We start from the raw sequence: 24330 nt of genomic DNA on the forward strand, positions 1-24330 counted from the left end.
TCAGTACCCAACCCGTGGCGGGGCCGAAGGATTTCCGTAGCGGCGTGCCCGAGGGTGTCGGGCATGAGTCAAGTGACAGTCGTGGGAATGGGCCCGATGGGCTCGAAGATGGCCGAGACGTTCCTGGCCGCCGGGCACGAGGTGGCGGTCTGGAACCGTACGGCGAGCAAGACCGGACCGCTGGTCGCCCGGGGCGCCAGGCAGGCGGCGAGCGCCGCGGACGGCGACCTGCTGGTGGTCAGCCAGATCAGCTACCAGGCGATGTACGACAGCCTCGGCGACGCCAGGCTGGACGGGAAAGTGGTGGTCAACCTCAGCTCCGACACCCCGGAGGCGCTGCGCAGGGCGGCCAAGTGGGTGGAGGAGCGCGGCGGCACGCTGATCACGGCGGGCATCATGGTGCCGCCGCCGGGGATCGGGCAGCCGGGGGCGTACACCTTCTACAGCGGCCCCAAGGACGTGCTCGACCGGCACGCCGGGACGCTGGAGGCGCTGAGCGAGGTCACCTACGTCGGGGCGGACCAGGCGCTGGCGATGATGTACTACCAGGCCCAGCTCCTGATCTTCTGGTCGAGCCTGACCAGCTTCATGCACGCCATGGCGATGCTGAACACGGCCGGGACCGCGCCCGCGGAGTTCCTGCCGTTCGCCCGGGACCTGTTCACGCAGCTCGGGGGTGAGGGCCCCATGGGGTACGCCAAGATCCTGGCCGAGGAGTTCGCGGCCGGGAAGTATCCGGGCGAGCTGAACTCCCTGCACATGCAGGCCGTCGGCATCGGTCACGCCGTGGAGGCGCTGGCCGAGGCCGGGCTGGAGACCACGGTGCCGGGCGCGCTCAAGGCGCTGTTCGAGCGCGCCGACGCCGAGGGCCGGGGCCACGAGGGGCTCGGCACCGTGATCGAGTCGATCAGAAATCCCTAGTGATTGGCGAGGAAGGCGAGCAGGTCCTGGCGGGTGATCATGCCCGAGGGCTTGCCGTCCTCCAGCACGACGGCCGCATCGGCCTTCTCCAGCGCCTCGACCGCGCGGGCCACAGGTTCGCCGCTACCGATCATGGGTAGTGGCGCCGACATGTGATCGCCGATCGGGTCGTCGGAGGAGAGTCTGCCGTGGTAGAGGGCTTCGAGGAGGTCGCGTTCGACGATGGAGCCGACCACCTCGGCCGCCATGACCGGCGGCTCCTCCTTCATCACCGGGAGCTGGGACACCGAGTATTCCCGCATGATCGAGATGGCCGTGCCCACCGACTCGTGCGGATGCGCGTGCACGAACTCCGGCAGCCCCGCCCCCTTCCGCGCCAGCACGTCGGCGACCAGCCCCTCCTCGGAGGACGTGGTCAGGAAGCCGTAGTCGGCCATCCAGTCGTCGTTGAAGATCTTGGACAGGTAGCCGCGCCCGCCGTCGGGAAGCAGCACGACGATCACGTCGTCGGGCGCGGCCGTGGCCGCCACCCGCAGCGCCGCCACGACCGCCATCCCGCAGGAGCCGCCGACCAGCAGCCCCTCCTCGCGGGCGAGCCTGCGGGTCATGTTGAAGGAGTCCTTGTCGGACACCGCGATGATCTCGTCGCAGATCTTGGTGTCGTACGTGGCGGGCCAGATGTCCTCGCCGACCCCTTCCACCAGGTACGGACGGCCGCTGCCGCCGGAGTAGACCGAACCCTCCGGGTCGGCTCCGATGATCTTCACGCGGCCGCCGGAGACCTCCTTGAGATAGCGGCCGGTGCCGCTGATCGTGCCGCCGGTGCCGATGCCCGCGACGAAGTGCGTGATCCGGCCCTCGGTCTGCTCCCAGATCTCCGGACCCGTCGAGTGGTAGTGGGAGTCGGGGTTGTTGACGTTGGAGTACTGGTCGGGCTTCCAGGCGTTGGGCACCTCGCGGGCCAGCCGGTCGGAGACCGAGTAGTACGAGTCAGGATGGTCGGGCGAGACGGCGGTCGGGCAGACCACGACCTCGGCCCCATATGCCCGCAGGACCGCGATCTTGTCCTGGGCCACCTTGTCCGGCACCACGAACAGGCACCGGTAACCCTTCTGCTGGGCCACGATCGCCAGGCCCACCCCCGTGTTGCCGGAGGTCGGCTCGACGATCACGCCCCCCGGGCGCAGTTCGCCGGACGCCTCCGCGGCCTCGATCATCCGTACGGCGATGCGGTCCTTGACCGAGCCGCCCGGGTTGAAGTACTCGACCTTGGCCAGCACCTGTGCGGACAGGCCCGCGTTGACCTTGTGCAGCCTGACGAGCGGGGTGTTCCCCATGAGATCAACCAGGGAATCGTAAACGCGCACCGAGGTGTTCACCTTCTTTACCGAAGCTTGGTCAGCTTGCCAGTGGCCGAGATCCAGTGGGGGTGGCCGGCACTCGGCTAGTTTTCAAGCAAACGCTACCGCTGAGTTCGACTAGGAGGGCACGCAAGGTGGTCTGGCCAGCTGGTATGGCGCGCGCGGCACGCAAGATCGCCACGGCCGCGGCGTTCGGAGGTGGCGGTCTGACGGCCCTCGGCGTGACGGCGTACGGGCTGCTGGTCGCCGAAGGGCTGCTCGCGCGCAGGGCCATCGGGCAGCCGCACGGCCTGGACGGGCCGCCTTCCGACGGCACGTACGGTGACTTTCCCGGCGAGCCGCTCAAGCTCGCCATGCTCGGCGACTCCACCTCGGTCGGGCTCGGCATGACCGACCCCGCCCAGACCCCCGGCGGGCTGCTCGCGCACGGCCTGGCCTCGGTCGCCGAACGCCCGGTGCGCCTGATCGTCGTCGGCAAGTCGGGCGCGCCCTCGTCCGAACTGGGCGACCAGGTGGACAAGGCCCTGGCCATGGAGACCGACATCGCGGTGATCTTCGTGGGGGCCAACGACATCATCACGCAGACGCCGCCCGCCGTCGCCGTACGCCATCTGGCCAAGGCCGTGCGGCGGCTGCGGGACGCGGGGGTCGAGGTGGTCGTGGGCACGTGTCCCGACCTCGGCACGGTGCGGCCGATCGGGCAGCCGCTGCGCTGGGTGGCGCGGCGGTGGAGCCGCCAGCTCGCCGCGGCGCAGACGGTGGCGGTGGTGGACGCGGGCGGCCGTACGGTGGCGTTCGCCGACCTCCTGGGCCCCGAGTTCGCTACAAATCCGACAGAAATGTTCGGACCGGATCGTTTCCATCCATCTGCCCGAGGTTACGCGCAGGCCGCTAACGCAGTGCTACCGTCAGTGTGCGCTGCGTTGGGGCTGTGGCCTGAGCCGCGTCCCGCACGTGGCGAAGCACTACAACCGATCTACCTTGCGGCGGCTACGGCCGCGGAGGAGCCCGGCACCGAGGTCACCGCGACCCGGGTCGACGGACGGGCGACGGGCCTGCACGGCAAGTGGGCGACGTTGTTCCGCCGGCGGCTCGGCGAGACGTTCAACGACGCACGGCGTCTGACGTCCCGGCTCGGCGAGACGCTCGACGACGCCTGACGTCCCCCGTCAAGGCCCGCCGAGCCGAATGTCGGTTACTCTGCGCGCCTGCGTCGCCACTCCTCGTCCCCTTTGGAGTGGATTGCCCGTGCAGCGACCCCTCTGGAAACCGTCCGTCGCCCTCGCCGGAACCCTCGTCGGCGTCCTGTCCGCGGCCGCCTGCTCCGGCAGCGACGCGGCCACCACCCCGACCTTCCCGACCTGGCAGAACACCCAGGTCAACGCCGTCAGCCGGACGGCGGTGGCGGGCGGGGTCGTCGCCGCCACCTCCATGAAGCCCGACGGCTCGCTGGAGACCGTCGCGCTCGGCCTGCGGGACGGCAAGCGGCTGTGGGCCTACCCGGCCACGATGGCCGGCCGCCTGCCCGGCATGGGCGTCTCGGCCCCGGCGGTCGTCGAGACGTCCCCTGGCCAGGGCGTGGTCGTCGCGCTCGACCCGGCCAAGAGCGGCCGCTGGAACGCCACGCTCATCGCCCGCGACGCCCGCTCGGGGGCACAGAAGTGGACCAGGCCGGTGCACTCGACGTTCGGGCCGCAGCGGTGCGGGCCGTACGTCTGCGTGTCGGAGCACACGGCCCTGACCAAGGCCCGCATGGTGGTGCTCGACCCGTCCACCGGGAAGACCCTGTGGAAGCTGCCGGGGATCTCCGAGGTGGAGTGGTCGGACCCGGGCCGGGTCCTGCTGCTCAGGCTGGCCGCCAACCCCATGATCGAGTCGTACGAGCTCAAGACCGGCAAGCTGCAGTGGCAGCAGCCGATCGAGCAGGCGCTCGGGCCGGGGATCGACATGTCGGGCGGGTGGGCGTTCGGGGCGACCGGCGACAATCTGGTCGGCTACGTCGCCCCCTACACGAACCCCCAGACGAAGAAGGTCTCCACCTTCGGCCTCTTCTCCGTCAAGATCGCCGACGGGACGATCAACTGGATGCGACCCTCGGTCGTACGCGTCTATCCGAGCGGCAGCCCCGGCTACGCCCCCGTCGTACGGCCCGTCGACCGCCAGGGCGCCTACGGCGGCTTCGCCCGGCTGGACTCGGAGAGCGGCCGGGTGGTCGGGCAGGTCACCGCGGCCGACGTGCCCGGGTCCGGCTGGTGGCTGGCCTTCCCCGACCGGATGGACAAGCTCGGCTTCCTCAAGCACGACGCCAAGGGCACGGCGTTCGACCTGGTCTCGGGCAAGCCGGTGCCGGTGGAGGGGCAGGACGGCTGGTCCTTCTGCGTCACCGACCCCAAGCCGCTGCCGCTGCGCGGGCAGGCGCCGGGCTTCTACTCGACGGCGGCCGTCTGCGAGTACGACCTCGCCACCGGCAAGCAGGTCAAGGGCGCGGTCGTGCCGCCCCCCTGGTTCACCGGCAGCCAGGACGGGTGGCGGCTGTGGCGCGACGAGAAGGGGGCTGTCCACGCCATCAACGACCAAACCTCCACCGCGCCAGGTATGTACGGATAGGACCGGAATATAGTTCTATCTGTAGCACCGACAAAGGAGGGGCCATGCCCGAGGCAGTCATCGTCGCGACCGCGCGTTCCCCGATCGGCCGGGCCTTCAAGGGCTCGCTCCGGGACATCCGCCCCGACGACCTGACCGTGCAGATGATCCAGGCGGCGCTGGCCAAGGTGCCCCAGCTCGATCCCTCGTCCATCGACGACATCATGCTGGGGTGCGGGCTGCCCGGGGGCGAGCAGGGGTTCAACATGGCCCGGGTGGTGTCGGTGATGCTCGGGCTGGACAACGTGCCCGGCACGACCGTGACGCGCTACTGCTCCTCGTCGCTGCAGACCACGCGGATGGCCTTCCACGCGATCAAGGCGGGCGAGGGGGACGTGTTCGTGTCGGCCGGGGTGGAGACCGTGTCCCGGTTCGCGAAGGGCAACTCCGACTCGCTGCCCGACACGCACAACCCGGTCTTCCTGGACGCCCTGGCGCGTACCAAGTCCTTCGCCGAAGGCGGGAAGGTGTGGCACGACCCGCGCGAGGACGGCGCCATTCCTGACATCTACATCGCGATGGGGCAGACCGCCGAGAACCTCGCCCAGCTCAAGGGGGTCAGCCGCCAGGAGCAGGACGAGTTCGGGGTGCGCTCGCAGAACCTGGCCGAGAAGGCGCTGGCCGACGGGTTCTGGGCCAAGGACATCACGCCGGTGACGCTGCCGGACGGGACGGTGGTGGAGAAGGACGACGGGCCGCGGGCGGGGACGACGTACGAGAAGGTCGCCACCCTCCAGCCGGTCTTCCGGCCCGACGGGACCGTGACCGCCGGCAACTGCTGCCCGCTGAACGACGGGGCCGCGGCCGTGATCGTGATGAGCGACGTGAAGGCCGCCGAACTCGGGATCACGCCGCTGGCCCGGATCGTCTCGACCGGGGTCACCGGGCTGTCCCCGGAGATCATGGGGCTGGGGCCGGTGGAGGCCTCGAAGCAGGCGCTGGCGCGGGCGGGGATGGCGATCGAGGACGTGGACCTCGTGGAGATCAACGAGGCGTTCGCGGCGCAGGTGATCCCGTCGTATCGGGAGCTGGGGATTCCGCTGGACCGGCTCAACGTCAACGGCGGGGCGATCGCGGTGGGGCACCCGTTCGGGATGACGGGGGCGCGGATCACGTCCACGCTGATCAACAGCCTCCAGCACCACGACAAGAGCATCGGACTGGAAACCATGTGCGTGGGTGGTGGCCAGGGGATGGCGATGATCCTCGAGCGCCTCTGATCCTTCAATCCGTTTTTACGCGGTGCCCGGGCAACCACCCTCCGCACTCCGGCTGAGGGCCCTCCAGGGAAACGGCCGCTGACCCTTCACCGGCTGAGCGCCGCTACGCGAGCCCAAGGTTGCCCGGTCATCACTCCGTCCTGCCCGCGCCCACCTTTGCGCCGAGCAGCGCCCGCACGCGCACCAGCCAGCGCGCCCTGAGCGCCGTCCGCCTTGCGCCGGGCGCCACCGCACCCCACCCCGCCGACCCGGCGCCCAAACGACCCGCCGAGCCCACCACGCGCCCCGGGAGTGGGTCAGCCGTGGGTGTCGGGGCCGGCGTGGTGGGGGGTGATGCGGAGGAGGACGCGGCGGTCGCGAATCATGGCGGCGCGGTAGTCGTCCCAGTCCGGGTGTTCGCCGGAGATGTCGCGATAGTACGAGACCAGGCCCTCCATGGCCTCCGGGAGCGACTGGATGTCGGCCGTGCCGTCCACCTGGATCCATTCGCCGAAGAAGGCGTCCGTGAAGACGCACAGCGAGACGTGCGGGTCGCGGCGGGCGTTGCGGACCTTGGCGGCCGTCTCCCGGGTGCTGATGATGATCTGGCCGCCCGAGACGCCGGCGGTCACCGGGGACATCTGCGGGCGCCCATCGCGATGTCTGGTGAGCAGGACGGCGTGGTGGTGGGTGCGGAGGAAGGCCAGTGCCTTGTCGAGGTCCATCTCCTCATGATGACGCCATGAGGACGCGCCCGCGCTCAGGGCACGGGCGCGAGGATGGATGGGCTTAGATGAAGCCCATACGGTTACGGCGGTGCCGCTCGTGTTCGTGCACGATCGCGGCGGCGTAGCCGTGGGATAGCCCGTGCTCGTCGGCAAGCCAGTTGGCCCGCTCGTCACACCTCAGGAAAGCCGGGCCGTTGTCGATGGCTTGGAACCACTCGGGGAGTTCGCGCCCCGTTATGGACGGGACCCTTGCGATCAGCTTTGTCTGCGTCTCCGGTGAGTGGTTCAAGGACATGGGCACCTCCGCGGATAACGGTCCTTTCGCTCGACACTGCAACACTGACGTCCGAATGGCAACCCCCTAGCCAGGCATCATTTCGTGACGGCACGTAGATTTTCGGTCGCACACGGAGAGGGCCCCGCCTGAACGGCGAGGCCCCCGGGGGTGACGCGGACGTTAACGATCAGTCACTGTTGGTGAAATAGCTGACGAACCGGAGCACCTCGAGGTAGATCCAGACGAGGCTCAGCGTCAGACCGAACGCGCACTGCCACGCGAACTTCTCCGGCGCCCCCTGCCGCACGCCCTGCTCGATCGAGTCGAAGTCGAGCAGCAGGAAGAAGCAGCCGATCAGGATCATGACGATGCTGAACACCCAGCCGATCGGGCTGTCGGTGCGCAGGCCGAGGCCGCCGTCGACGAAGAAGCCGAGGACCAGGTTGACGAGCAGCAGCCCGAGCGCCGCGATGCCGGCCGCGAGGCCGAACTTCACGAGCTTGGGCGTGACGCGGATGATCCGCAACGAGTAGACCGTCAGCACCGCGCCGAACGCGAACGCCGTGCCGAGCACGGCCTGCAGCACGATGCCGCTGATCATGCCCTCGAAGACAGAGCTGATCTTGCCGAGGAACACGCCCTCGGCGACGGCGTACCCCAGGATGAGCGCCGGGTTGGTGCTCTGCGTGAACGAGGCGATCAGCCCGAGGATCAGCGCGACGATCGCGGCGCCAATGGCGATCCCGGGCGGGACGTTGAGGACCCAGGCCGCGGCGGCGGCCGCGACGAGAGCCCCGAGGGTGAGAAACCCGCGCACGACGACGTCGTCTAGCGTCATGGTGCGGTACGCGGGCCGAGTGGGTTGCGCGTACGACGGCGCGTCGTACATGTTCTGCAGCTGGCTGGGGGACGGGGCCGGGCCGGCCCAGCCCGCGGACTGCTGCCGCGACCTGCTGAAGACGGGGTTCTTGCTCTCCATCGATGCCTCCTGTGGCGCCGAGCCTACGGGGCGCGGCGACACCTTGGTCAACTGACGTGTTAGTCGGCAGCTACCCAACGAACATGCCAGGCCGAGAGTTCCCAAGGTCATCGAGCTCGTCCGTCAAGATCATCCCAGCCCCGGCACCAGGGCCTCGGCACGCCCTATTTACTGTGCGTCCACGAGAAAAGACCGGTAGTAATTGCGTAGTCAGGCATTCACAGAAAGAAACGTTCGAGAGAGGTCCGAAGAGGCAGAAAGACAGCCCGTTGTCAATATGGCCGAAGGAGAAAGTAAACGACGCCCACCCGAGCTTACTCGGCCGCTCCGCGTCGGGCTCAACCGGTCCGGCATCGGCGCCCAGAGCCCCGTCCACCAGGGGGGAAGCGCCTGGAGGAGGCGCCTCTGCGTAACAACTCGATATCGGCCGCAACAGGCCCGTCCGACGATCGCGGTAAACCTCCAGGTCAGGGACCCAAAGGCGATGAAGACGGCAAGTGCCCCCGGCGGGATTCGAACCCGCACGTCAACCCTTTTAAGGGGTTTGCCTCTGCCATTGGGCTACGGGGGCGCCGCAATCATACGAAACAGACCATGGTTCAGAGGAGCACAACTTCGCATCAGGCGTCACAACTGTGAAGTCTGCGGTGAAGTGAGAGGGCTCCGGGGACTCTGTCCAAGAAGAGTAGACCGTCCAGATGGTCGAGTTGGTGCTGAATGCAGCGGGCTTCGAAGGCGTCCGCTTCGATGGTGACGGGCTCCCCCGTACCTGGCAAATGCCCACGTACGGTGATACGGGTGGCACGGAGGACATCTGCCGTGAGCCCCGCGATGGACGTGCAGCCCTCGCGGCCCGGGTCCCAGTGGGACGCTCTGGCGAGGCGTGGATTGGCCAGGACGAGCTCTCCGGCCCATGAACGACTCCGGGGGTGGAGTCCGGCGTCAAAGGCGATCAGGCGCCAACTCAGGCCGATCTGGGGGGCGGCCAGCCCGGTCGTGGCGGGCTCCCGGCGGAGGGTGGCCAGGAGATCGGCGGCGGCGGCCACGATCTCGGGGGCGGTGGGGTCGACCGGTTCGGCGGCGGTGGACAGGAGCGGGTGCGGGGCGCCGAGGACCTCGCGGGGGATGCCCATGCGGCCGCCGAGTACGTCACGGCCGCCGGGCGCCCCCCAGGGCACGCCGCCCCACCCGTTCATATGTCCTCCGGCTCGTTCACAGCAGGTCCGGTTCGACGGGGCGGAAGGTGATCTCCGAGTCAAGGCTGGCGCCGACGGCCGCCAGCCTGCGCATGAGCGCCGCCACGTCCACCTCCTTCGGTAGCTCGACGTCCGCGATCAGCACGTAGAGACGGCCGGTGAGCCTGGTGCTCATCCCGGTGATGTTGCCCCGGTCCGCGGCGAGCACGGCGCTGATGGCCGAGATGATCCCGGGCCGGTCGGGCCCGTGCACGGTCAGCACGTAACCGAGACCGCCGCCCTCCTCGCAGAAGTGCCGCTGGGCCTCGATGGCCGAGGCGGTCACCACGAGATCGGGCGCGCACAGATGTTTCAGCAGCTCGGCCGAGTCGAGATCGCCCGACACCAGCAGCATCATCGCCACGTGACCGCCGAGCAAGGTCATCGTCGAGTCCTGGATGTTCGCCCCGCAGTCGGCGAGCGAACCGGTGACCGCGGCGATCACGCCGGGCCGGTCGACGCCGAGCACGGTCACCGCTGAGAGCCCCACCCGTGGCACCCCTTCCGCTTGCGACCAGGGGTGCCGAATACGCCCCGGCGAGGTTCGCCGGGGCGCTTGCCGTTCCTGGGCTAGCGACGGGTCGTCGCGACTGCGGCCCTGAAGTCCTCACGCGGGTGCTCCATCTCACCCAGCGAGATCGTCTCGCGCTTGAAGAACAGGGCCAGGGTCCAATCGACGACGACACGGACCTTGCGGTTCAGCGTCGGCACCCGCGACAGATGGTAGGTCCGGTGCATGAACCACGCAGGGAATCCGCGAAGCTTGACGCCATAGACATTGGCGACACCCTGATGCAGGCCCAAACCGGCAACCGATCCGACATACTTGTGGCGGTATTCGACCAGTTGCTGGCCCCGCAGGTGACGGACGATGTTGTCGGCCAGCACCTTGGCCTGGCGGACGGCGTGCTGGGCGTTCGGGGCGCAGTACTGGCCGGGGTTCGTGACGTCGGGCACCCCCGCGGCGTCGCCCGCCGCGAAGGCGTCGCTCGTGCCGGCGACGGTGAGCATGGCGGTGCACTTGATCCGGCCGCGCTCGTCGAGCGGCAGGTCGCTGTCGTTGACCACGGGGCTGGGCTTGACGCCCGCGGTCCACACGAGGGTCTCCGCGTCGAACTCCGAGCCGTCCGAGAGGATCACGTGCCCGTCGGTGCAGGACTCCAGGCGGGTCTCGAGCTTGACGTCGATGCCGCGCTCGCGCAGCTGCTCCAGGGTCCACCTGCCCATCTCGGGGCCGACCTCGGGCAGCACCCGGTTCGTGGCCTCCACGAGCACCCAGCGAAGGTCCGACGGCTTGATGTTGCGGTAGTAGCGCGTCGAGTCCTTGGCCATGTCCTCCAGCTCCGCGAGCGCCTCGACGCCCGCGAACCCGGCGCCGACCACGACGAACGTGAGCGCCTTGCGCCGCACCTCCGGGTCGTCGGTCGACTCGGCCACGTCGAGCAGGTGCAGCACGCGGTTGCGCAGGGCGATGGCCTCGCCCACGGCTTTGAAGCCGATGCCGATGTCGGTGAGGCCGGGGATCGGCAGCGTGCGCGAGATTGATCCGGCGGCCATCACGATCACGTCGTAGGCCACCTGGCGCGGCGCGCCCTCGGGCGGCTGGAACGTGACGGTGCGCTCGGAGTGGTCGACCTTGGTGACCCTGCCGTTGAGGATGCGCACCTTGGGCAGGATCCGCCGCAGCGGCGCCACCACGTGCCGGGGCGAGAGGTTACCCGCCGCCGCCTCAGGCAAGAAGGGCTGGTAGGTCATGTAGGACTGGGGGTCGATGATCGTGATGCGTGCCTCGCCGCCGCGCAGCTCCCGCTGGAGTCTGCGCTGCAGCCGGAGCGCTGTGTACAGGCCGACGTATCCACCGCCGACGATCAAGATGTGCTTGTTCATCCTGAGGCCCCATCCCTCGTGGAGTGCTTGTGAAAGCATTCACAAGCTTACGTCAAGCGCTCTTGATGAATCCAACCCGGGGGTGGTGGAACGCGTCACACAGCCAGTGACCTGGCCCTGGTGAAGACGTCGTCGAGCATCTGGGCGGTCACGCGGCCGGTGAACGTGTTCTGCTGGCTGGGGTGGTAGCAGCCGATCAGCGTGACGGGGGCGCCGGAGTGGCGGACCTCCACCTCGGCCCCGTGCCCGAACGGCGGCCTGGTGCGCGGCAGCTCGTAGCCGGCGTCCTTGAGCGCGGGCCACACGGCCTGCCAGGCGTACCCGCCGAGCGCCACGACCACCCGTACGTACGGCGCCACCAGCGCCACCTCCCTGGCCATCCACGGGAAGCAGGCGGCCTTCTCCGAGGGCAGCGGCTTGTTAGCGGGCGGCGCGCACCGCACGGAGGCCACCACCCGCGTGTCGATGAGCCGCTGCCCGTCCCCGGCGTGCGTGCTGGTCTCCTGCGTGGCCAGGCCGGTGCGGTGCAGCGAGGCGAACAGCCAGTCGCCGCTGCGGTCGCCGGTGAAGATCCGCCCGGTGCGGTTGCCCCCGTGGGCGGCCGGTGCCAGGCCGACCAGCAGGATCCGCGGGCGCTCGGCGCCCCAGCCGGGCACCGGGCGGCCCCAGTACGTCTCGTCCGCGAACGCGCGCCGCTTCACCTCGGCGACCTGCTCGCGCCACTCCACCAGGCGGGGACAGGCACGGCAGACGGACTGTCCGGCCGTGAGCTCCGCGAGGGTGTCACTGGTGGCGGCGAGGCGGCGCACGTCCGCGGGGTCGAGGGCGACCGGGGTGTCAGCGGTCGCCGGGTCTTCCGGCCAGCCGGTGCCAGGAGGTACGAAGCTCATGACACCGATGGTGCCCGATCATTTGGTGGGCTTCGGACTGGGTGTGGGGGTCGGGGTCGGGCACGCGGACGGCTTCACGGCGTCCTCGGTGTCCATCGTGGTCTCCTCGATCAGCGGCAGCGGGTAGCGGTTGAGTATGGGCTCGCCGCACGACCGGTCGACCGTGTAACCGAAGTCCTGAGGGTTGGTGGTCAGCGGCTTGCCGTCCTGGTCGTAGAGGTAGACGTCGGTCAGCGGGGTGCCGTCCTTGGCATACGGCTTGATGTTGTAGACGTCGTCGTTGGTCGACGCCATGTCCACGGTCATCGGCGGGTACGGGTTCGCCATGGCGACCCGCGCCCCTTCGGCATCGCGCGACGCGGCCTCCACCATCCCGGCGAACAACGTCAGCGCCGCGACCAGGTTGAGCGCCCCCATGAGCGCCGCGGCCAGCCGTCCCCTGTGCCGCCGGCCGATCCAGACCGAGACCCAGACGCCCGCCGCGACCAGGGCCCAGCCGGCCAGGTCGGACGGGACGATGCCGCCCTGGCCGGCCAGCGCCGGCAGCAGCATGGCCAGCAGGTAGCCGCGCAGCACCCACCACCCGGGGCGCAGCTCCGGCAGGAAGCCCACGAAGCCGCGGTACGCCCCCTGGTCCATCAGCCGGGCGTGCGCGCCCAGCGCCCACGCCCGCGGGTCGATGCGTCGCCTGCCGCCGCTCTCGGGGCGGTCTCCGTACGCGGCCGCCAGCTCCTCGGCGTACACCTCGGGCGGGCCCAGCCGGTCCTCCAGCGGCAGCTCCGACTCGGCCGCGATCTCGGCCAGGTGGTCGTCGAGGTCTTCGAGTAACTCGCCCCGCTCGGGATGGTCGGCCAGGGCCTCCCGTACGGCCTGCGCGTACTGTTCGGGGGTCATGCTTGTCCCTCCTTGAGCAGGGCTGCCATGGTCGCCGAGAACGAGGTCCAGGTCTTGGCCGAGGTGGCGTACATGCTCCGGCCGACCTCGTTGAGCCCGTAGTACTTGCGGTGCGGCCCTTCGTCCGAGGCGACCACGTACGACGTCAGCGCCCCGGCCTTGAACAGGCGGCGCAACGTGCCGTAGACCGAGGCGTCGCCCACCTCTTCCAGGCCCGCCTCCCTCAGCCGGCGCACGACGTCGTAGCCGTAGCCGTCGCGCTCGTTGAGCACGGCGAGCACGGCCAGGTCGAGCACGCCCTTGAGGAGCTGGCTGCTATCCACGTAATGCACACTACTGTGCAAAGCACAGTAGTGGCAACGAGAAAACCGGGTGGCCACCCGCGAGGGTCGCCACCCGGTCAGGTCAGCCTAGGCTGCGGCCTACTTGGGCGGGCAGGTCGCCGAGTAGGAGGCGACGCCCGAGGACGCGGAGTTCGGGCTGACGACGACGAGCTCGACGGTGCCCTCCGTCTTGGTGGAGTTCGGCGCTCCGCCGATGCCCCACGTCACGTCGAGGCTGCCGTTGACCGAACGCTCCAGCGTGTTGTGGTCACGGACGCCGTTGACGACCCAGTAGTACTGGACGGTGGTGGGACCGGTGCTGGTCAGCGTGGCCTTGAAGTCCACGCCGGGGCCACGGCCGTCGTTGCACATGTCGAGCCGGGTGCCGGAGACCGAGGCGCTCGAAACCGAGACCTTGGGGGCCGGCGCCGGGGCCGGGTCCTTGCACCAGACCTTGTAGTAGGCCCGGTTGGAGGAGGCACCCTCGGGGCTCAGGATCTCCAGCTGCGCCCAGCCACGCTGGCTGTGACGCGGGGAGATGCCGAAGCCCACCTTGCGCGTGTCGCGGACCCTGACCGTGCCGTAGTCGGCCACTTCACCGTTGAGAATCCAGCGGTAGCGGACCCGCGCCGGGCGGTTGGTCTCGATCAGACCGACGAAGTCGATCTTGTCGCCGGGGGTGCAGACGCCCTCGTACGAGTCGGGGCTGGCCCATGCGCGGGCCGAGACCGACAGGTCGAGCTGCGTACGCGACACCTCCTCCGGCTCCTGGCAGGAGACGGAGAAGTAGCTCTTCTTGGAGGTGACCTTCTTCGGACCGAGGACCTGGACGGCCTCCCAGCCCTTGACGTCCTCCTTGAAGGTGATGGACTGCTTGACGGTCACCGACTTGGTGCCCTTGCCCTTGAGCTTGATCACCTTGACCTTGCCCTTGGACCCGTCGCCGTGGAGCCAGCGGTAGGCCAGCTCTGTCTTGCCCTTGACGGGAACCTTGATCTTGGCCGAGAAGTTGACCTTGACCGGACAGGTTCCCTCGTAGTCGCCCGCGGAGACCGAGGGCGTCGACACCGAGACCTTGGGAGCGGCCTTGGCGGTGGCGGCCGTCGCCGCCTGGGCGGGGCTGGCGACCAGGCCCGCGGCCAGGGCGGCCAGCACCGCGGCGGATGCACCGAACGCCGCCGCCTTACGTGCTAACCCAACAGACTTCATGTGAGAGTGCTCCATTCCTTTGAGGGAAGAGACGCGCTCGGGAACGGTCGCCACGCCGGCACCTTCCGTGCACAGCAATATGGCAAAGCCCCCGTAATGCCCCTTTACCTAAGCACAATACTGATTGCACGCTCAACACGATGCATAGACCGGAAATGTCCGGATTTCTTCAGCTATCGGGCGATAGACCAGGCGATACCGTCAAGGATGTCGTGTTCGCTGACCACGACCTGCGAAAACGCGAAACGACGGACGATCCGGTCAAGAATTAGCGCGCCGGCGCCAATGACGTCGACCCTGCCCGGATGCATGACCGGAACCTCGGCACGCTCACCGTGGGTCATTGCCAGCAGCCGCCGCGTCACCTCATGAACCTGCCCGGCCGAAATCCGCGAGTGGTGAATCCTGGCCGAGTCGTAAGCGGGCAGGTCGAGCACCATCCCCGCGACCGTCGTCACCGAACCCGCCAGCCCCACCAGCGTGCGGGCCCGCCGTACGGGCACCTCCGCCTCGACCCGGTCGAGCGCCGCCTCGATGTCGGCCACCACGGCCTCCAGCGCGGGCGCGGACGGCGGGTCGCCGGCGTCCTTCAGGTGCCGCTCGGTCAGGCGCACGCAGCCGATGTCCACCGACAGGGCCGCCTCGGCGTGCTCCGAGCCGACCACGAACTCGGTGGACCCGCCGCCGATGTCCACCACCAGGTACGGCGGCAGCGGCCCCTGCGGCATCTCGGTCTCCGGCGACAGCCGCAGCAGCCCCTTGGTCGCCCCCACGAACGAGAGCTCGGCCTCCTCGGCCCCCGACACGACCTCAGGCTCCACCCCGAAGATCTCGCGGACCCCGTCCACGAACTCCTGCCTGTTGGCCGCGTCCCGGGTCGCGCTGGTGGCCACCACCCGGGTGCTGACGGCGCCGTGCCGGTCGATCAGCTCCCGGTAGACCCTCATGGCCTTGAACGTGCGCTCCAGGGCGTCAGGGGCCAGCCTGCCGGTCCTGTCGACGCCCTGGCCGAGGCGGACGATCTCCATCCGCCGCTCGACGTCGTCGATGAGGTCGTCGCCCACGTCGGCGATGAGCAGGCGTACGGAATTGGTGCCGCAGTCGACGGCGGCTACACGCATGGTCCGTCACTCCACCAGTCGGGGAGGGCCTCGAGCGCCTCCCTGCCGAACGGGTTGCTGCCGGGCGCCGCCAGCTCGTGCGCGACGAGCGCGTGCAGGCACTTGACCCGCAGCGGCATGCCGCCCGTGCTCTGCATGTCGCGCGGGAGCGGCTCCATGCCCTCCTCCTTCGCCGCCTCGTCGCGCCTGGCGACGTAGTCGTCGTGCGCGGCGCGGTAGGCGGCGGCCAGCTCGGGATCGGTGGCCAGCCGGGCCTGCATCTCCCGCATCAGCCCCGAGCCTTCGAGCGTGCCGATGGCCGAGGCCGCCTTGGGGCAGGTCAGGTAGTAGAGAGTCGGGAAGGGCGAGCCGTCGGGCAGCCTCGGCGCGGTCTCCACCACGTCGGGGTTGCCGCACGGGCAGCGGTGCGCCACCCCGCGCAGCCCCCGGGGCGGCCGCCCGAGCTGCAGTCGCACTGTCTCGACGTCTTTACTGTCCAACACTTTCCTTCCCCGTCACGGCCCGGCGGCCGGTGCCCTTGTCGGCGGCCTCCACCGACTCCCAGAGCGTCTGGTACCACGGCGGCGGCGCGGGCGGCTGCTGCACGGCCGCCGGCTCCTTGATCTGCTGCTGGTCCATCACCACGTAGCACTTCTCGCCGGGCCCGCAGTAGTGCAGCCGCTCCTTGGCCGTCTTCTTGATCCAGTTGGGATCGTCGCTCTGCCGGTCGCGCTCCAGCAGCATCTGCTTCTCCGCCTCGACCCTGGCCTTCTCCGCCCGGTGCTCGGCGATGCTGCGGCGCAGGCTGATGTACTCGCGGACAGGGTAGGCCAGGCTCATCGCGATCGCGCACACCACGACGGCCAGAATGGCGGCCCGCCCGGTCAGTTGCGGCCTCTTGGCCAATTGCTGCACCCCCCTGCTCATGGCCTACGGCGCGAGGCAGCGCGGTCTCCGCCTCGCGCCGTACTCGAAACTAGCGCCGGAAGCGCGGGAAGGCGGCGCGACCCGCGTAGCGGGCGGCGTCGTCGAGGAGCTCCTCGATGCGCAGGAGCTGGTTGTACTTGGCCACCCGGTCCGAACGGGCCGGGGCGCCGGTCTTGATCTGGCCGCAGTTGACCGCGACCGCCAGGTCGGCGATCGTCGTGTCCTCGGTCTCGCCGGAGCGGTGGCTCATCATGCACTTGTAGCCGTTGCGGTGGGCCAGGTCCACGGCGTCGAGGGTCTCCGACAGCGTGCCGATCTGGTTGACCTTGACCAGCAGGGCGTTGGCGGTGCCCTCCTTGATGCCGCGCTCCAGCCGCTCGGGGTTGGTGACGAACAGGTCGTCGCCCACGAGCTGCACCTTGTCGCCGAGCGCCGCGGTGATGGCCTTCCAGCCGGCCCAGTCCTCCTCGTCGAGCGGGTCCTCGATGGAGACGAGCGGGTAGTTGGCGACGAGGTCGGCGTAGAACTCGATCAGCTCCTGCGCCGACAGGCCCTTGCCGTCGATCGTGTAGACGCCGTCCTTGTGGAACTCGGAGGCGGCCACGTCGAGCGCCAGCGCCACGTCCTCGCCCGGCACGTAGCCGGCCCGCTCGATGGCGACCAGGATCAGGTCGAGCGCGTCGCGGTTGGACGGCAGGTTGGGCGCGAAGCCGCCCTCGTCGCCCAGGCCCGTGGCGTAACCCTTCTCCTTGAGCACGCTCTTGAGCGCGTGGTAGACCTCCGTGCCCATGCGCACGGCCTCGCGGAACGTCTCCGCCCCGATCGGCGCGATCATGAACTCCTGGATGTCCACGTTGGTGTCGGCGTGGGCGCCGCCGTTGAGGATGTTCATCATCGGCACGGGCAGCACGTGGGCGTTGGGGCCGCCGACGTAGCGGAAGAGCGGCAGGTCGGCGCTGTCGGCGGCGGCCTTCGCGACGGCCAGCGAGACGCCCAGGATGGCGTTGGCGCCGAGCTTGGCCTTGTTGGGCGTGCGGTCCAGGTCGATCATGATCTGGTCGATGATGCGCTGGTCCTCGGCCTCGATGCCGTTGATCTCCTCGGAGATCTCGTCGGTCACGGCGAGGACGGCCTTCTCCACGCCCTTGCCGCCGTAACGCTTGCCGCCGTCACGCAGCTCGACCGCCTCGAACTGGCCGGTGGACGCCCCGCTCGGCACGGCCGCGCGGCCGGTGCTGCCGTCGTCCAGCACGATCTCGACCTCGACCGTGGGGTTGCCTCGGGAGTCGAGGATCTCGCGGGCGTATACGACCTCGATGGTAGCCACGGGATGCGCTCCTAAGTGAAAGGCGATATGCCATCAGAGCCTATCGGTACGCCCGGACGCCGGGCCGCACGGTCACCGCGTGCCGAAGGGTCAGGCCGACTCCCAGGCACGCACCCGGTCGCGGTACGTCCGGGCGGCCGCCCGCAGCTCGGCCTCGGCGTCGAGACCGGCCTCCGCGGCCCGGCGGACCAGGTCGAACAGCTCCCGGGCCACTCCCTGCCCGACGGCCGCCGCGAGCGCGTCGGGCGCCCCGGCCCGCTCGGCCCGGCGCAGGAGCTGGGCGGCCAGCGACAGCGCGGGCTGCCCCATGGGCACGCCGTCGAGCACCGACTCGCGGCCCTTGGCGGCCCGCTCGGCCGCCTTGATCGCGTCCCAGTTGTCGTTGACCTCGTCGGCGCTCTCCACGCGTACCGAGCCGAAGACGTGCGGGTGACGGCGCACCAGCTTCTCGACGATCCCGGCCGCCACGTCGTCCATGTCGAAGTCCGCGGCCACCCGCGCGTGGAAGACCACCTGCAGCAGCAGGTCGCCCAGCTCCTCACGGAGTGCCGGGTAGTCGCCCTGCTCGATGGTCTCCAGCACCTCGTACGCCTCTTCGAGCAGGTACGGCACCAGCGACTCGTGCGTCTGCTTGCGGTCCCACGGGCACTCGGTCCGCAGCCGGTCCATCACGGCGACCAGGTCGAGCACCCGCGCCCCCGGCAGGTCGTACGAGCCCGGCACCACCTCGATCAGCGGCGGCTCCTCCAGCGCGATCGCGGCGTGCCCCACCGCGCGCATGAACTCCTCGTCCTCCTTCTCGGAAGCCGAGGCGAGCCACACCACGCTCTCGCCGACGGCCCGCGCGGCCAGCCCGCGCGGGTCGGGCTCCACGACCTCGACCGCCACCCCCGCCTCCGCCAGGTAGGGCAGCTGCGGATGCGCGGCGGAGCCGGTCAGCACCGGGCCCGAGCGCAGCGCCTGCCAGGCCTGATGGCTCAGCAGGCCCGGCGGGACCCTGGGCGAGGTGGTGACGACGGTCAGCGGCACGGCTCAGCCCTGCGGCTGCTGCTGCGCCTGCTGCGAGGTGGCCTTGCCGAACCTGCCGGCGTCCACGAACAGCGACGGGTTCTCCTGCGACGGGTTGGTGTTGACCACGCCGAAGCGGGGGTTGAAGGTCGTCTTGATCGAGGCGAAGTCCTTGCGGAGCTTGTCGATCCCACCCTGGCCGGCCTGCTGCTGCAGCTTGGCCATCCCGACCGCCGTGCGCGCGTACTCGCGGGCGTAGCTGGGCGCGACGCCCAGGGCCAGCAGGTTGATCTGGGGCGACTGGTACTGGCCGGGGTCCTGGAGCTTGGCGTCGATCTCCTTGTCGGTCACCTGGACGTTGTTGCGCGCCAGCAGCTGCCTGGCGGCGCTGATGTCGGCCAGCCGCTGGAGCACGTACTGGCTGACCGGCACGCCGAGCGCCGTCTCGTCCAGCTTGTTCTGCTTCAGCGCGGCCCTGTAGGCCTCCGCGTCCCTGTTGAGCTGACCCGTCGAGATGCGCTCCTTGCCCACCACGGCCGCGGCGCCGGCCTGCATGGGGGAGGAGCAGGCGGTCAGCGCGATGCCCACCGCGGCAGCGGCCACAGCCACTCGTATCGACTTCACGTGCGTCCCTTTCCGACCGAAAACCGCCGCTAGCTTACCCGCGCTGGCTCGAGGAACATCGCCTCGACCAGGTCACCGCACCATTTGAGCAGGTCGAGATCCCGGAGCGGCTGCCCGCCGAGCGGCTTCGTCTTGGGTACGGGCACCAGCAGCGTCTCGGCCGCCTGCTTGTATATCGCCTTCTTGTACAGCCGGTCGAGCCGGACCTGCTGCGACTCCTTCAGCCTGGCCGGGCCGAACTTGATGTTCTGGCCCTGCAGCGTCACGTCCGTGAGCCCGGCCTGGCGCGCCTTGATCCGGAACCTGGCGACCTCCAGCAGGTTCTCCACCTCCGCGGGCGGCTTGCCGTAGCGGTCGGTCAGCTCGGCGCGCACCTCGTCGATGTCGGCGGGGGCGGCGATGGCCGCGATCCGCTTGTACGCCTCCAGCCGCAGCCGCTCGGAGGTGACGTAGTCGTGCGGGATGTGGGCGTTGATCGGCAGCTCGACCTTGACGTCCGGCTGCTCCTCGCGCGCCTCGCCGCCATCGAGCTTGGCCTTCTGCTCCTGCACGGCCTCGGCCATCAGCCGCACGTACAGGTCGAAGCCGACGCCCGCGATGAACCCGGACTGCTCGGCCCCCAGCACGTTGCCCGCGCCCCGGATCTCCAGGTCCTTCATGGCGACGTACATGCCCGCGCCCATCTCGGTGTGCTGCGAGATCGTGGCCAGCCGCTCGTGGGCGGTCTCGGTCAGCGGCTTCTCCGGCGGATAGAGGAAGTACGCGTAACCGCGCTCCCGCCCCCGCCCGACGCGCCCGCGGAGCTGGTGGAGCTGCGACAGGCCGTAGTTGTCGGCCCGGTCGACGATCAGCGTGTTGGCGTTGGGCACGTCGAGCCCGGACTCGACGATCGTGGTGGAGACCAGCAGGTCGTACTCGCGCTCCCAGAAACCCACCATGATCTTCTCGAGCTGGTGCTCGTTCATCTGCCCGTGCGCCACCGCGATACGCGCCTCGGGCACCAGCTCGCGCAGCCGCGCGGCCACGCGGTTGATCGAGGCCACCCGGTTGTGCACGAAGAAGATCTGCCCGTCGCGCATCAGCTCGCGCCTGATCGCCGCCCCGATCTGCTTCTCCTCGTACGGCCCCACGAACGTGAGGATCGGGTGCCGCTCCTCCGGCGGCGTGAGGATCGTGGACATCTCGCGGATGCCGGTCAGGCCCATCTCCAGCGTGCGCGGGATCGGCGTGGCCGACATGGCCAGCACGTCGACCTGCGTGCGCAGGTGCTTCATCGCCTCTTTGTGCTCGACGCCGAACCGCTGCTCCTCGTCGATGATGATCAGCCCCAGGTCCTTGAACCGGACCTCGGGGCTGAGCAGCCGGTGGGTGCCGATCACGACGTCGACGGCGCCCGACCTGAGCCCTTCGAGCGTGCCCTTGACCTCGGCGTCGGTCTGGAACCGGGAGACCGGCTTGAGCGTGACGGGGAAGCTGGAGAAGCGCTCGGTGAAGGTGGACATGTGCTGCTGGACCAGCAGCGTCGTCGGCACCAGCACGGCCACCTGCTTGCCGTCCTGCACCGCCTTGAACGCCGCCCGCACCGCGATCTCGGTCTTGCCGTAGCCGACGTCGCCGCAGATCAGCCGGTCCATCGGGACGCCGCGCTCCATGTCGCGCTTGACCTCGTCGATGGCCTCCAGCTGGTCGCCGGTCTCGGCGTACGGGAAGGCGTCCTCCATCTCCCGCTGCCACGGCGTGTCGGCCCCGAACGCGTGGCCCGGCGAGGCCATGCGCGCGGAGTAGAGCCTGATCAGCTCCCCCGCGATCTCCTTGACCGCCTTCTTGGCCCGGGACTTGGCCTTGGCCCAGTCGGCGCCGCCCATGCGGTTGAGCGTGGGCGCCTCGCCGCCGACGTAGCGGGTGACCTCGTCGAGCTGGTCGGTCGGCACGTAGAGCCGGTCGCCCTTGGCGTATTCGATGACCAGGTATTCGCGGGTGGCGCCCTGCACCGTGCGCTGGACCATCTCGACGTAGCGGCCCACGCCGTGCTGCTCGTGCACCACGTGGTCGCCGACCTTGAGCTGGAGCGGGTCGACCATGTTGCGGCGGCGCGAGGGCAGGCGCCGCATGTCCTTGGTGGACGCCTTCTGCCCGACCAGGTCGAGGTGGGTGAGGACGGCCAGGTTGGGCGTGATGAAGCCGTGCTCGATCAGGCCCGTGCTGACGTGGACGACCTTGGGCTCGGGCGCCTTGTCCAGGAACTGCCGCAGCCTGGCGGGCACGTCGACGCCCTTGAGCAGCTCGACCATCCGCTCGGCCGGCCCGTGGCCCTCGCTGAGCAGCACGACGGCCTTGTCGTCGGCCAGCCAGCCCTTGATGTCGGCCAGCGCCTTGGCGGTGTCGCCCCGGTAGGCCTCGGAGTCCTGCGCGTCGAGCTCGACCCCGCCGCCGAACGGCGCCATCGTCCACCACGGCTGGCCCAGCGCGTCGGCGTGGTCGCGGATCTCCTCCAGCGTGCGGAAGGCCGCCGCGCCCAGGTCGATCGGCGCCTCACCGCCGGCCGCCGCGTTGACCCAGGAGGCCTCCAGGAACTCCTGCGAGGTGCGTACGAGCTCCTCGGCCCGCCCCCTGATCCGCTCGGGGTCGCACACGAACACCGCGGACCTGACCGGCAGGTGGTCGAGCAGCAGGTCCATCTCCCCCGCCAGCACGGGCGCGAACGCCTCCATGCCCTCGACCGGCGTGCCCTCGGCGAGCTGGTCGAGCACCTCGGCCAGCGCCGGGTGCTCCTGGGCCAGCTCCGCCGCCCGGGCCCTGACCTCGTCGGTCAGCAGCAGCTCGCGGCACGGCGGCGCGAACAGCCCCTCCTCGGCCGCCTCCAGCGAGCGCTGGTCGGCCACCTTGAACCAGCGGATCTCCTCGACCGTGTCGCCCCAGAACTCCAGCCGCAGCGGGTGCTCCTCGGTCGGCGGGAACACGTCGAGCAGCCCGCCGCGCACGGCCACCTCGCCGCGCTTCTCCACCATGTCGACGCGGTGGTAGCCGTTGGTCACCAGGCGGTCGACGACCTCGTCGAGGTCGGCGTCGTCGCCCGCGCGCAGCCTGATGGGCTCCAGGTCGCCGAGCCCCTTCACGATCGGCTGCAGCAGCGCCCTGATCGGCGCCACGATCACGCTGAGCGGCCCGGCCGCGCTGTCACCCTTGATCGGGTGCGCCAGCCGCCGCAGCACCGCCAGCCGCTGCCCCACGGTGTCGCTGCGCGGCGAGAGCCGCTCGTGCGGCAGCGTCTCCCAGGCCGGGAACACGGCCACCGAGCTGGGCTCGATGAGGCTGGTCAGCGCGGCGGCGAGATCTTCGGCCTCGCGGCCCGTCGCGGTGACCGCCAGCACGGCCCGCTGGTCGTGCGTGGCCAGCGCGGCCACGCCGAACGGCCGCAGCGCGACCGGCGCGATCAGCGCGACGTCGCCGCCCTCTTCGAGAGCGGCGGTCAGTTTCGGGTCGGCGCGAACAAGGTCAAGTAGCCCGGAAAGACTCATCAGATACGCCCACAGCCCCACGACGGCAACACGACTACCCCCGGCCGGGTCAGGTCGCGGGGGTCCTCTCCAAGGGTACTCGCAGGCGCAGCTCAGCCGTCCTCGACTACCCGGCCCGGTAGCCGGGCACGGAGGGCCAGCGGACGGTGAGCACGGTCGAGGCCTCCTCCGCGCGCCACGAGTGGTCGACGCCCTTGCCCCAGACCACGTAGTCACCCGGCTCGGCCAGCAGCACGCTGCGGCCCGGCAGCTCCACCCGGAACCGGCCGCTGATCAGCACCAGCAGGGCCGTGCGCGCCTCCCCCTTGACCCATTCCGCCCGCTCCTCGCCGGGCGCGTGGACACCCCATTTGATCTCCACGTCGTCACTGTGCCTTGGGTCGCCGAGGGGTTTGAAATGACCCAGCAGCCAGCCCCGGTCCATGGCCGCATCCACGCCCGCATTTCCTACGTAAACCTCGCCGTTCACGGGGAAGGATGCTAGCGAGGAAATGGCTCACTGAAACCGTTCGAGTGATTACTGTAGGTGACATGTCTGAGGTGCGATCGGTCGCCCAAAGGGGCGACCTCTTCGGTCAACGGGTCCGCGAGCACTGGTCCGGGCTGCCCGGCAGGCGGCTCGACGTGCTGGTCGCCGGCTGCGCGCACGACGAGCCGCTCGCCCTGGAGGAGATCGAGACGAGGGCCACCGGGGCCGACGAGGAGATCCCCGCGATCAGGGCGGTGCTCGAGGAGCGGGCCGACCTGGTGTCGTGGTCGCTGGGCGACCTGCGCTGCGTGCCGCTGCCGCCCAGGTCGTACGACGTGATCCAGCTGTCCTTCCTGCTGGAGCGCATCAAGCATGCGGAGCTGGTGTTCGACCGGCTGCTGCAGTCCCTGCGCCCGGGCGGCCTGGTGCTGCTGCGGATGCGCGACCGCAAGTCGGCCTACGGGCTGCTCGACCGGATCACTCCGTCGCTGCTGCGCCGCATGTTCTGGCGCATGCTCGTCGCCCCGGGCACCCCGGGCCCGCTGCCCAGCGTCTACGAGCCGCTGGCGTCGAGCGACGGCATCTACGCCTTCTGCCTCAGCCGAGGCCTCATGATCACCGACGACCAGCGGAACACCAGCGGCCCGGCCCGCAGGCGCAGGCTCACCGTCGCCGCGGTCGCGCTGGCCTCCAAGCTGAGCAACGGCCGCTACCCCGCCACCCACGACGAGATCACCATGGTGATCAGGAAGCCGCAGCACCACTTCGCCCGGGTCCTCTAGCGGCACACTTGCATCAATCGGTAGAC

General features: G+C 69.9%; 24 protein-coding genes and 1 tRNA gene. 5 read left to right on the forward strand and 20 right to left on the reverse strand.

All coding sequences use genetic code 11. The features are described 5' to 3' along the window. Positions 1 to 63 precede the first annotated feature (63 nt). Positions 64 to 921 carry an NAD(P)-dependent oxidoreductase gene (locus tag HD596_RS07680; RefSeq protein ID WP_185068603.1) on the forward strand — a complete coding sequence of 286 codons (858 nt, stop codon included), beginning with the start codon at positions 64 to 66 and terminating at the stop codon, positions 919 to 921. Here HD596_RS07680 and HD596_RS07685 read toward each other — a convergent pair. Further along, positions 918 to 2288, reverse strand: coding sequence for a cystathionine beta-synthase (locus HD596_RS07685; protein WP_185068604.1), 1371 nt, complete (start codon positions 2286 to 2288; stop codon positions 918 to 920). The two genes, HD596_RS07680 and HD596_RS07685, sit on opposite strands and share 4 nt — an antisense overlap. Positions 2289 to 2434: 146 nt before the next feature. Between HD596_RS07685 and HD596_RS07690 the strand changes: the two genes are divergently transcribed. From HD596_RS07690 to HD596_RS07700, 3 genes are all read left to right on the forward strand, one after another. After that, positions 2435 to 3442 (forward strand): SGNH/GDSL hydrolase family protein, encoded by a 1008-nt coding sequence (locus HD596_RS07690; RefSeq protein ID WP_185068605.1) that lies wholly within the window; start codon positions 2435 to 2437, stop codon positions 3440 to 3442. 88 nt (positions 3443 to 3530) lie between these two features. Beyond that, a complete protein-coding gene (locus HD596_RS07695) occupies positions 3531 to 4889 on the forward strand; it encodes an outer membrane protein assembly factor BamB family protein (protein ID WP_313043164.1) in 1359 nt (452 codons plus the stop codon). Between the two features lie 44 nt (positions 4890 to 4933). Further along, positions 4934 to 6148 (forward strand): acetyl-CoA C-acetyltransferase, encoded by a 1215-nt coding sequence (locus tag HD596_RS07700; RefSeq protein WP_185068607.1) that lies wholly within the window; start codon positions 4934 to 4936, stop codon positions 6146 to 6148. A gap of 296 nt (positions 6149 to 6444) precedes the next feature. On the opposite strand, the gene HD596_RS07705 is transcribed toward HD596_RS07700, so the two are convergent. The 19 genes from HD596_RS07705 to HD596_RS07795 all read right to left on the reverse strand — a co-directional run bounded on the left by HD596_RS07705 (position 6445) and on the right by HD596_RS07795 (position 23477). After that, entirely contained in the window at positions 6445 to 6852 is a 408-nt protein-coding gene (locus tag HD596_RS07705) for a PPOX class F420-dependent oxidoreductase (RefSeq protein WP_185068608.1), read from the reverse strand. Positions 6853 to 6916: 64 nt separating this feature from the next. Continuing rightward, positions 6917 to 7150: a DUF4287 domain-containing protein gene (locus HD596_RS07710; RefSeq protein WP_185068609.1), complete on the reverse strand. Its 234-nt coding sequence runs from the start codon at positions 7148 to 7150 to the stop codon at positions 6917 to 6919. Between the two features lie 169 nt (positions 7151 to 7319). Next, positions 7320 to 8111 (reverse strand): Bax inhibitor-1/YccA family protein, encoded by a 792-nt coding sequence (locus HD596_RS07715; protein ID WP_185068610.1) that lies wholly within the window; start codon positions 8109 to 8111, stop codon positions 7320 to 7322. A gap of 498 nt (positions 8112 to 8609) precedes the next feature. Further along, positions 8610 to 8682 (reverse strand) — tRNA-Leu (locus HD596_RS07720). 49 nt (positions 8683 to 8731) lie between these two features. Beyond that, positions 8732 to 9307: a peptide deformylase gene (locus HD596_RS07725; RefSeq protein ID WP_185068611.1), complete on the reverse strand. Its 576-nt coding sequence runs from the start codon at positions 9305 to 9307 to the stop codon at positions 8732 to 8734. 16 nt (positions 9308 to 9323) lie between these two features. Then, the gene (locus tag HD596_RS07730; protein ID WP_185068612.1) at positions 9324 to 9836 is read right to left on the reverse strand and encodes a glycine cleavage system transcriptional repressor; all 513 of its coding nucleotides are present in this window, start codon (positions 9834 to 9836) and stop codon (positions 9324 to 9326) included. An 80-nt stretch (positions 9837 to 9916) separates the two neighbouring features. Then, positions 9917 to 11233, reverse strand: coding sequence for an NAD(P)/FAD-dependent oxidoreductase (locus tag HD596_RS07735; RefSeq protein ID WP_185068613.1), 1317 nt, complete (start codon positions 11231 to 11233; stop codon positions 9917 to 9919). A gap of 95 nt (positions 11234 to 11328) precedes the next feature. Further along, entirely contained in the window at positions 11329 to 12123 is a 795-nt protein-coding gene (locus HD596_RS07740; protein WP_185068614.1) for a uracil-DNA glycosylase, read from the reverse strand. A gap of 18 nt (positions 12124 to 12141) precedes the next feature. Further along, positions 12142 to 13017, reverse strand: coding sequence for a DUF1700 domain-containing protein (locus tag HD596_RS07745; protein ID WP_185068615.1), 876 nt, complete (start codon positions 13015 to 13017; stop codon positions 12142 to 12144). Then, the gene (locus tag HD596_RS07750) at positions 13014 to 13340 is read right to left on the reverse strand and encodes a PadR family transcriptional regulator (protein ID WP_185068616.1); all 327 of its coding nucleotides are present in this window, start codon (positions 13338 to 13340) and stop codon (positions 13014 to 13016) included. Before HD596_RS07750 ends, HD596_RS07745 begins: the two co-directional genes overlap by 4 nt. A gap of 99 nt (positions 13341 to 13439) precedes the next feature. Further along, complete coding sequence (locus HD596_RS07755) at positions 13440 to 14549, reverse strand: hypothetical protein (RefSeq protein WP_185068617.1); 1110 nt, start codon at positions 14547 to 14549, stop codon at positions 13440 to 13442. A 173-nt stretch (positions 14550 to 14722) separates the two neighbouring features. Then, a complete protein-coding gene (locus HD596_RS07760; RefSeq protein ID WP_185068618.1) occupies positions 14723 to 15670 on the reverse strand; it encodes a Ppx/GppA phosphatase family protein in 948 nt (315 codons plus the stop codon). Next, positions 15661 to 16149 carry a DUF501 domain-containing protein gene (locus HD596_RS07765; protein WP_185078343.1) on the reverse strand — a complete coding sequence of 163 codons (489 nt, stop codon included), beginning with the start codon at positions 16147 to 16149 and terminating at the stop codon, positions 15661 to 15663. Before HD596_RS07765 ends, HD596_RS07760 begins: the two co-directional genes overlap by 10 nt. After that, complete coding sequence (locus HD596_RS07770) at positions 16139 to 16555, reverse strand: FtsB family cell division protein (RefSeq protein WP_185068619.1); 417 nt, start codon at positions 16553 to 16555, stop codon at positions 16139 to 16141. Before HD596_RS07770 ends, HD596_RS07765 begins: the two co-directional genes overlap by 11 nt. Positions 16556 to 16625: 70 nt before the next feature. Continuing rightward, positions 16626 to 17903, reverse strand: a complete 1278-nt coding sequence (gene eno, locus HD596_RS07775) for a phosphopyruvate hydratase (RefSeq protein WP_185068620.1) — start codon at positions 17901 to 17903, stop codon at positions 16626 to 16628. 90 nt (positions 17904 to 17993) lie between these two features. Beyond that, the gene (locus HD596_RS07780) at positions 17994 to 18932 is read right to left on the reverse strand and encodes a nucleoside triphosphate pyrophosphohydrolase (RefSeq protein ID WP_185068621.1); all 939 of its coding nucleotides are present in this window, start codon (positions 18930 to 18932) and stop codon (positions 17994 to 17996) included. Positions 18933 to 18935: 3 nt separating this feature from the next. After that, positions 18936 to 19535, reverse strand: coding sequence for a SurA N-terminal domain-containing protein (locus tag HD596_RS07785; RefSeq protein ID WP_185068622.1), 600 nt, complete (start codon positions 19533 to 19535; stop codon positions 18936 to 18938). 29 nt (positions 19536 to 19564) lie between these two features. Further along, a complete protein-coding gene (gene mfd / locus HD596_RS07790) occupies positions 19565 to 23053 on the reverse strand; it encodes a transcription-repair coupling factor (protein ID WP_185068623.1) in 3489 nt (1162 codons plus the stop codon). A gap of 106 nt (positions 23054 to 23159) precedes the next feature. Beyond that, positions 23160 to 23477 (reverse strand): signal peptidase I, encoded by a 318-nt coding sequence (locus tag HD596_RS07795; RefSeq protein WP_221520285.1) that lies wholly within the window; start codon positions 23475 to 23477, stop codon positions 23160 to 23162. 107 nt (positions 23478 to 23584) lie between these two features. On the opposite strand from HD596_RS07795, the gene HD596_RS07800 reads away from it, so the two are divergent. Continuing rightward, entirely contained in the window at positions 23585 to 24304 is a 720-nt protein-coding gene (locus HD596_RS07800) for a class I SAM-dependent methyltransferase (protein WP_185068625.1), read from the forward strand. Positions 24305 to 24330 lie beyond the last annotated feature (26 nt).

Source organism: Nonomuraea jabiensis, assembly GCF_014204795.1.
GTDB classification, from domain to species: domain Bacteria; phylum Actinomycetota; class Actinomycetes; order Streptosporangiales; family Streptosporangiaceae; genus Nonomuraea; species Nonomuraea jabiensis.

Excerpts from the sequence above, each read along its gene's own strand:
- HD596_RS07680 (WP_185068603.1), top strand. The coding sequence starts at position 64 with ATGAGTCAAGTGACAGTCGTGGGAATGGGCCCGATGGGCTCGAAGATG.
- HD596_RS07690 (WP_185068605.1), top strand. The coding sequence starts at position 2,435 with ATGGCGCGCGCGGCACGCAAGATCGCCACGGCCGCGGCGTTCGGAGGT.
- HD596_RS07700 (WP_185068607.1), top strand. The coding sequence starts at position 4,934 with ATGCCCGAGGCAGTCATCGTCGCGACCGCGCGTTCCCCGATCGGCCGG.
- HD596_RS07705 (WP_185068608.1), bottom strand. The coding sequence starts at position 6,852 with ATGGACCTCGACAAGGCACTGGCCTTCCTCCGCACCCACCACCACGCC.
- HD596_RS07710 (WP_185068609.1), bottom strand. The coding sequence starts at position 7,150 with ATGTCCTTGAACCACTCACCGGAGACGCAGACAAAGCTGATCGCAAGG.
- HD596_RS07715 (WP_185068610.1), bottom strand. The coding sequence starts at position 8,111 with ATGGAGAGCAAGAACCCCGTCTTCAGCAGGTCGCGGCAGCAGTCCGCG.
- HD596_RS07725 (WP_185068611.1), bottom strand. The coding sequence starts at position 9,307 with ATGAACGGGTGGGGCGGCGTGCCCTGGGGGGCGCCCGGCGGCCGTGAC.
- HD596_RS07735 (WP_185068613.1), bottom strand. The coding sequence starts at position 11,233 with ATGAACAAGCACATCTTGATCGTCGGCGGTGGATACGTCGGCCTGTAC.
- HD596_RS07740 (WP_185068614.1), bottom strand. The coding sequence starts at position 12,123 with ATGAGCTTCGTACCTCCTGGCACCGGCTGGCCGGAAGACCCGGCGACC.
- HD596_RS07745 (WP_185068615.1), bottom strand. The coding sequence starts at position 13,017 with ATGACCCCCGAACAGTACGCGCAGGCCGTACGGGAGGCCCTGGCCGAC.
- HD596_RS07755 (WP_185068617.1), bottom strand. The coding sequence starts at position 14,549 with ATGAAGTCTGTTGGGTTAGCACGTAAGGCGGCGGCGTTCGGTGCATCC.
- HD596_RS07760 (WP_185068618.1), bottom strand. The coding sequence starts at position 15,670 with ATGCGTGTAGCCGCCGTCGACTGCGGCACCAATTCCGTACGCCTGCTC.
- mfd (WP_185068623.1), bottom strand. The coding sequence starts at position 23,053 with ATGAGTCTTTCCGGGCTACTTGACCTTGTTCGCGCCGACCCGAAACTG.
- HD596_RS07795 (WP_221520285.1), bottom strand. The coding sequence starts at position 23,477 with ATGGACCGGGGCTGGCTGCTGGGTCATTTCAAACCCCTCGGCGACCCA.
- HD596_RS07800 (WP_185068625.1), top strand. The coding sequence starts at position 23,585 with ATGTCTGAGGTGCGATCGGTCGCCCAAAGGGGCGACCTCTTCGGTCAA.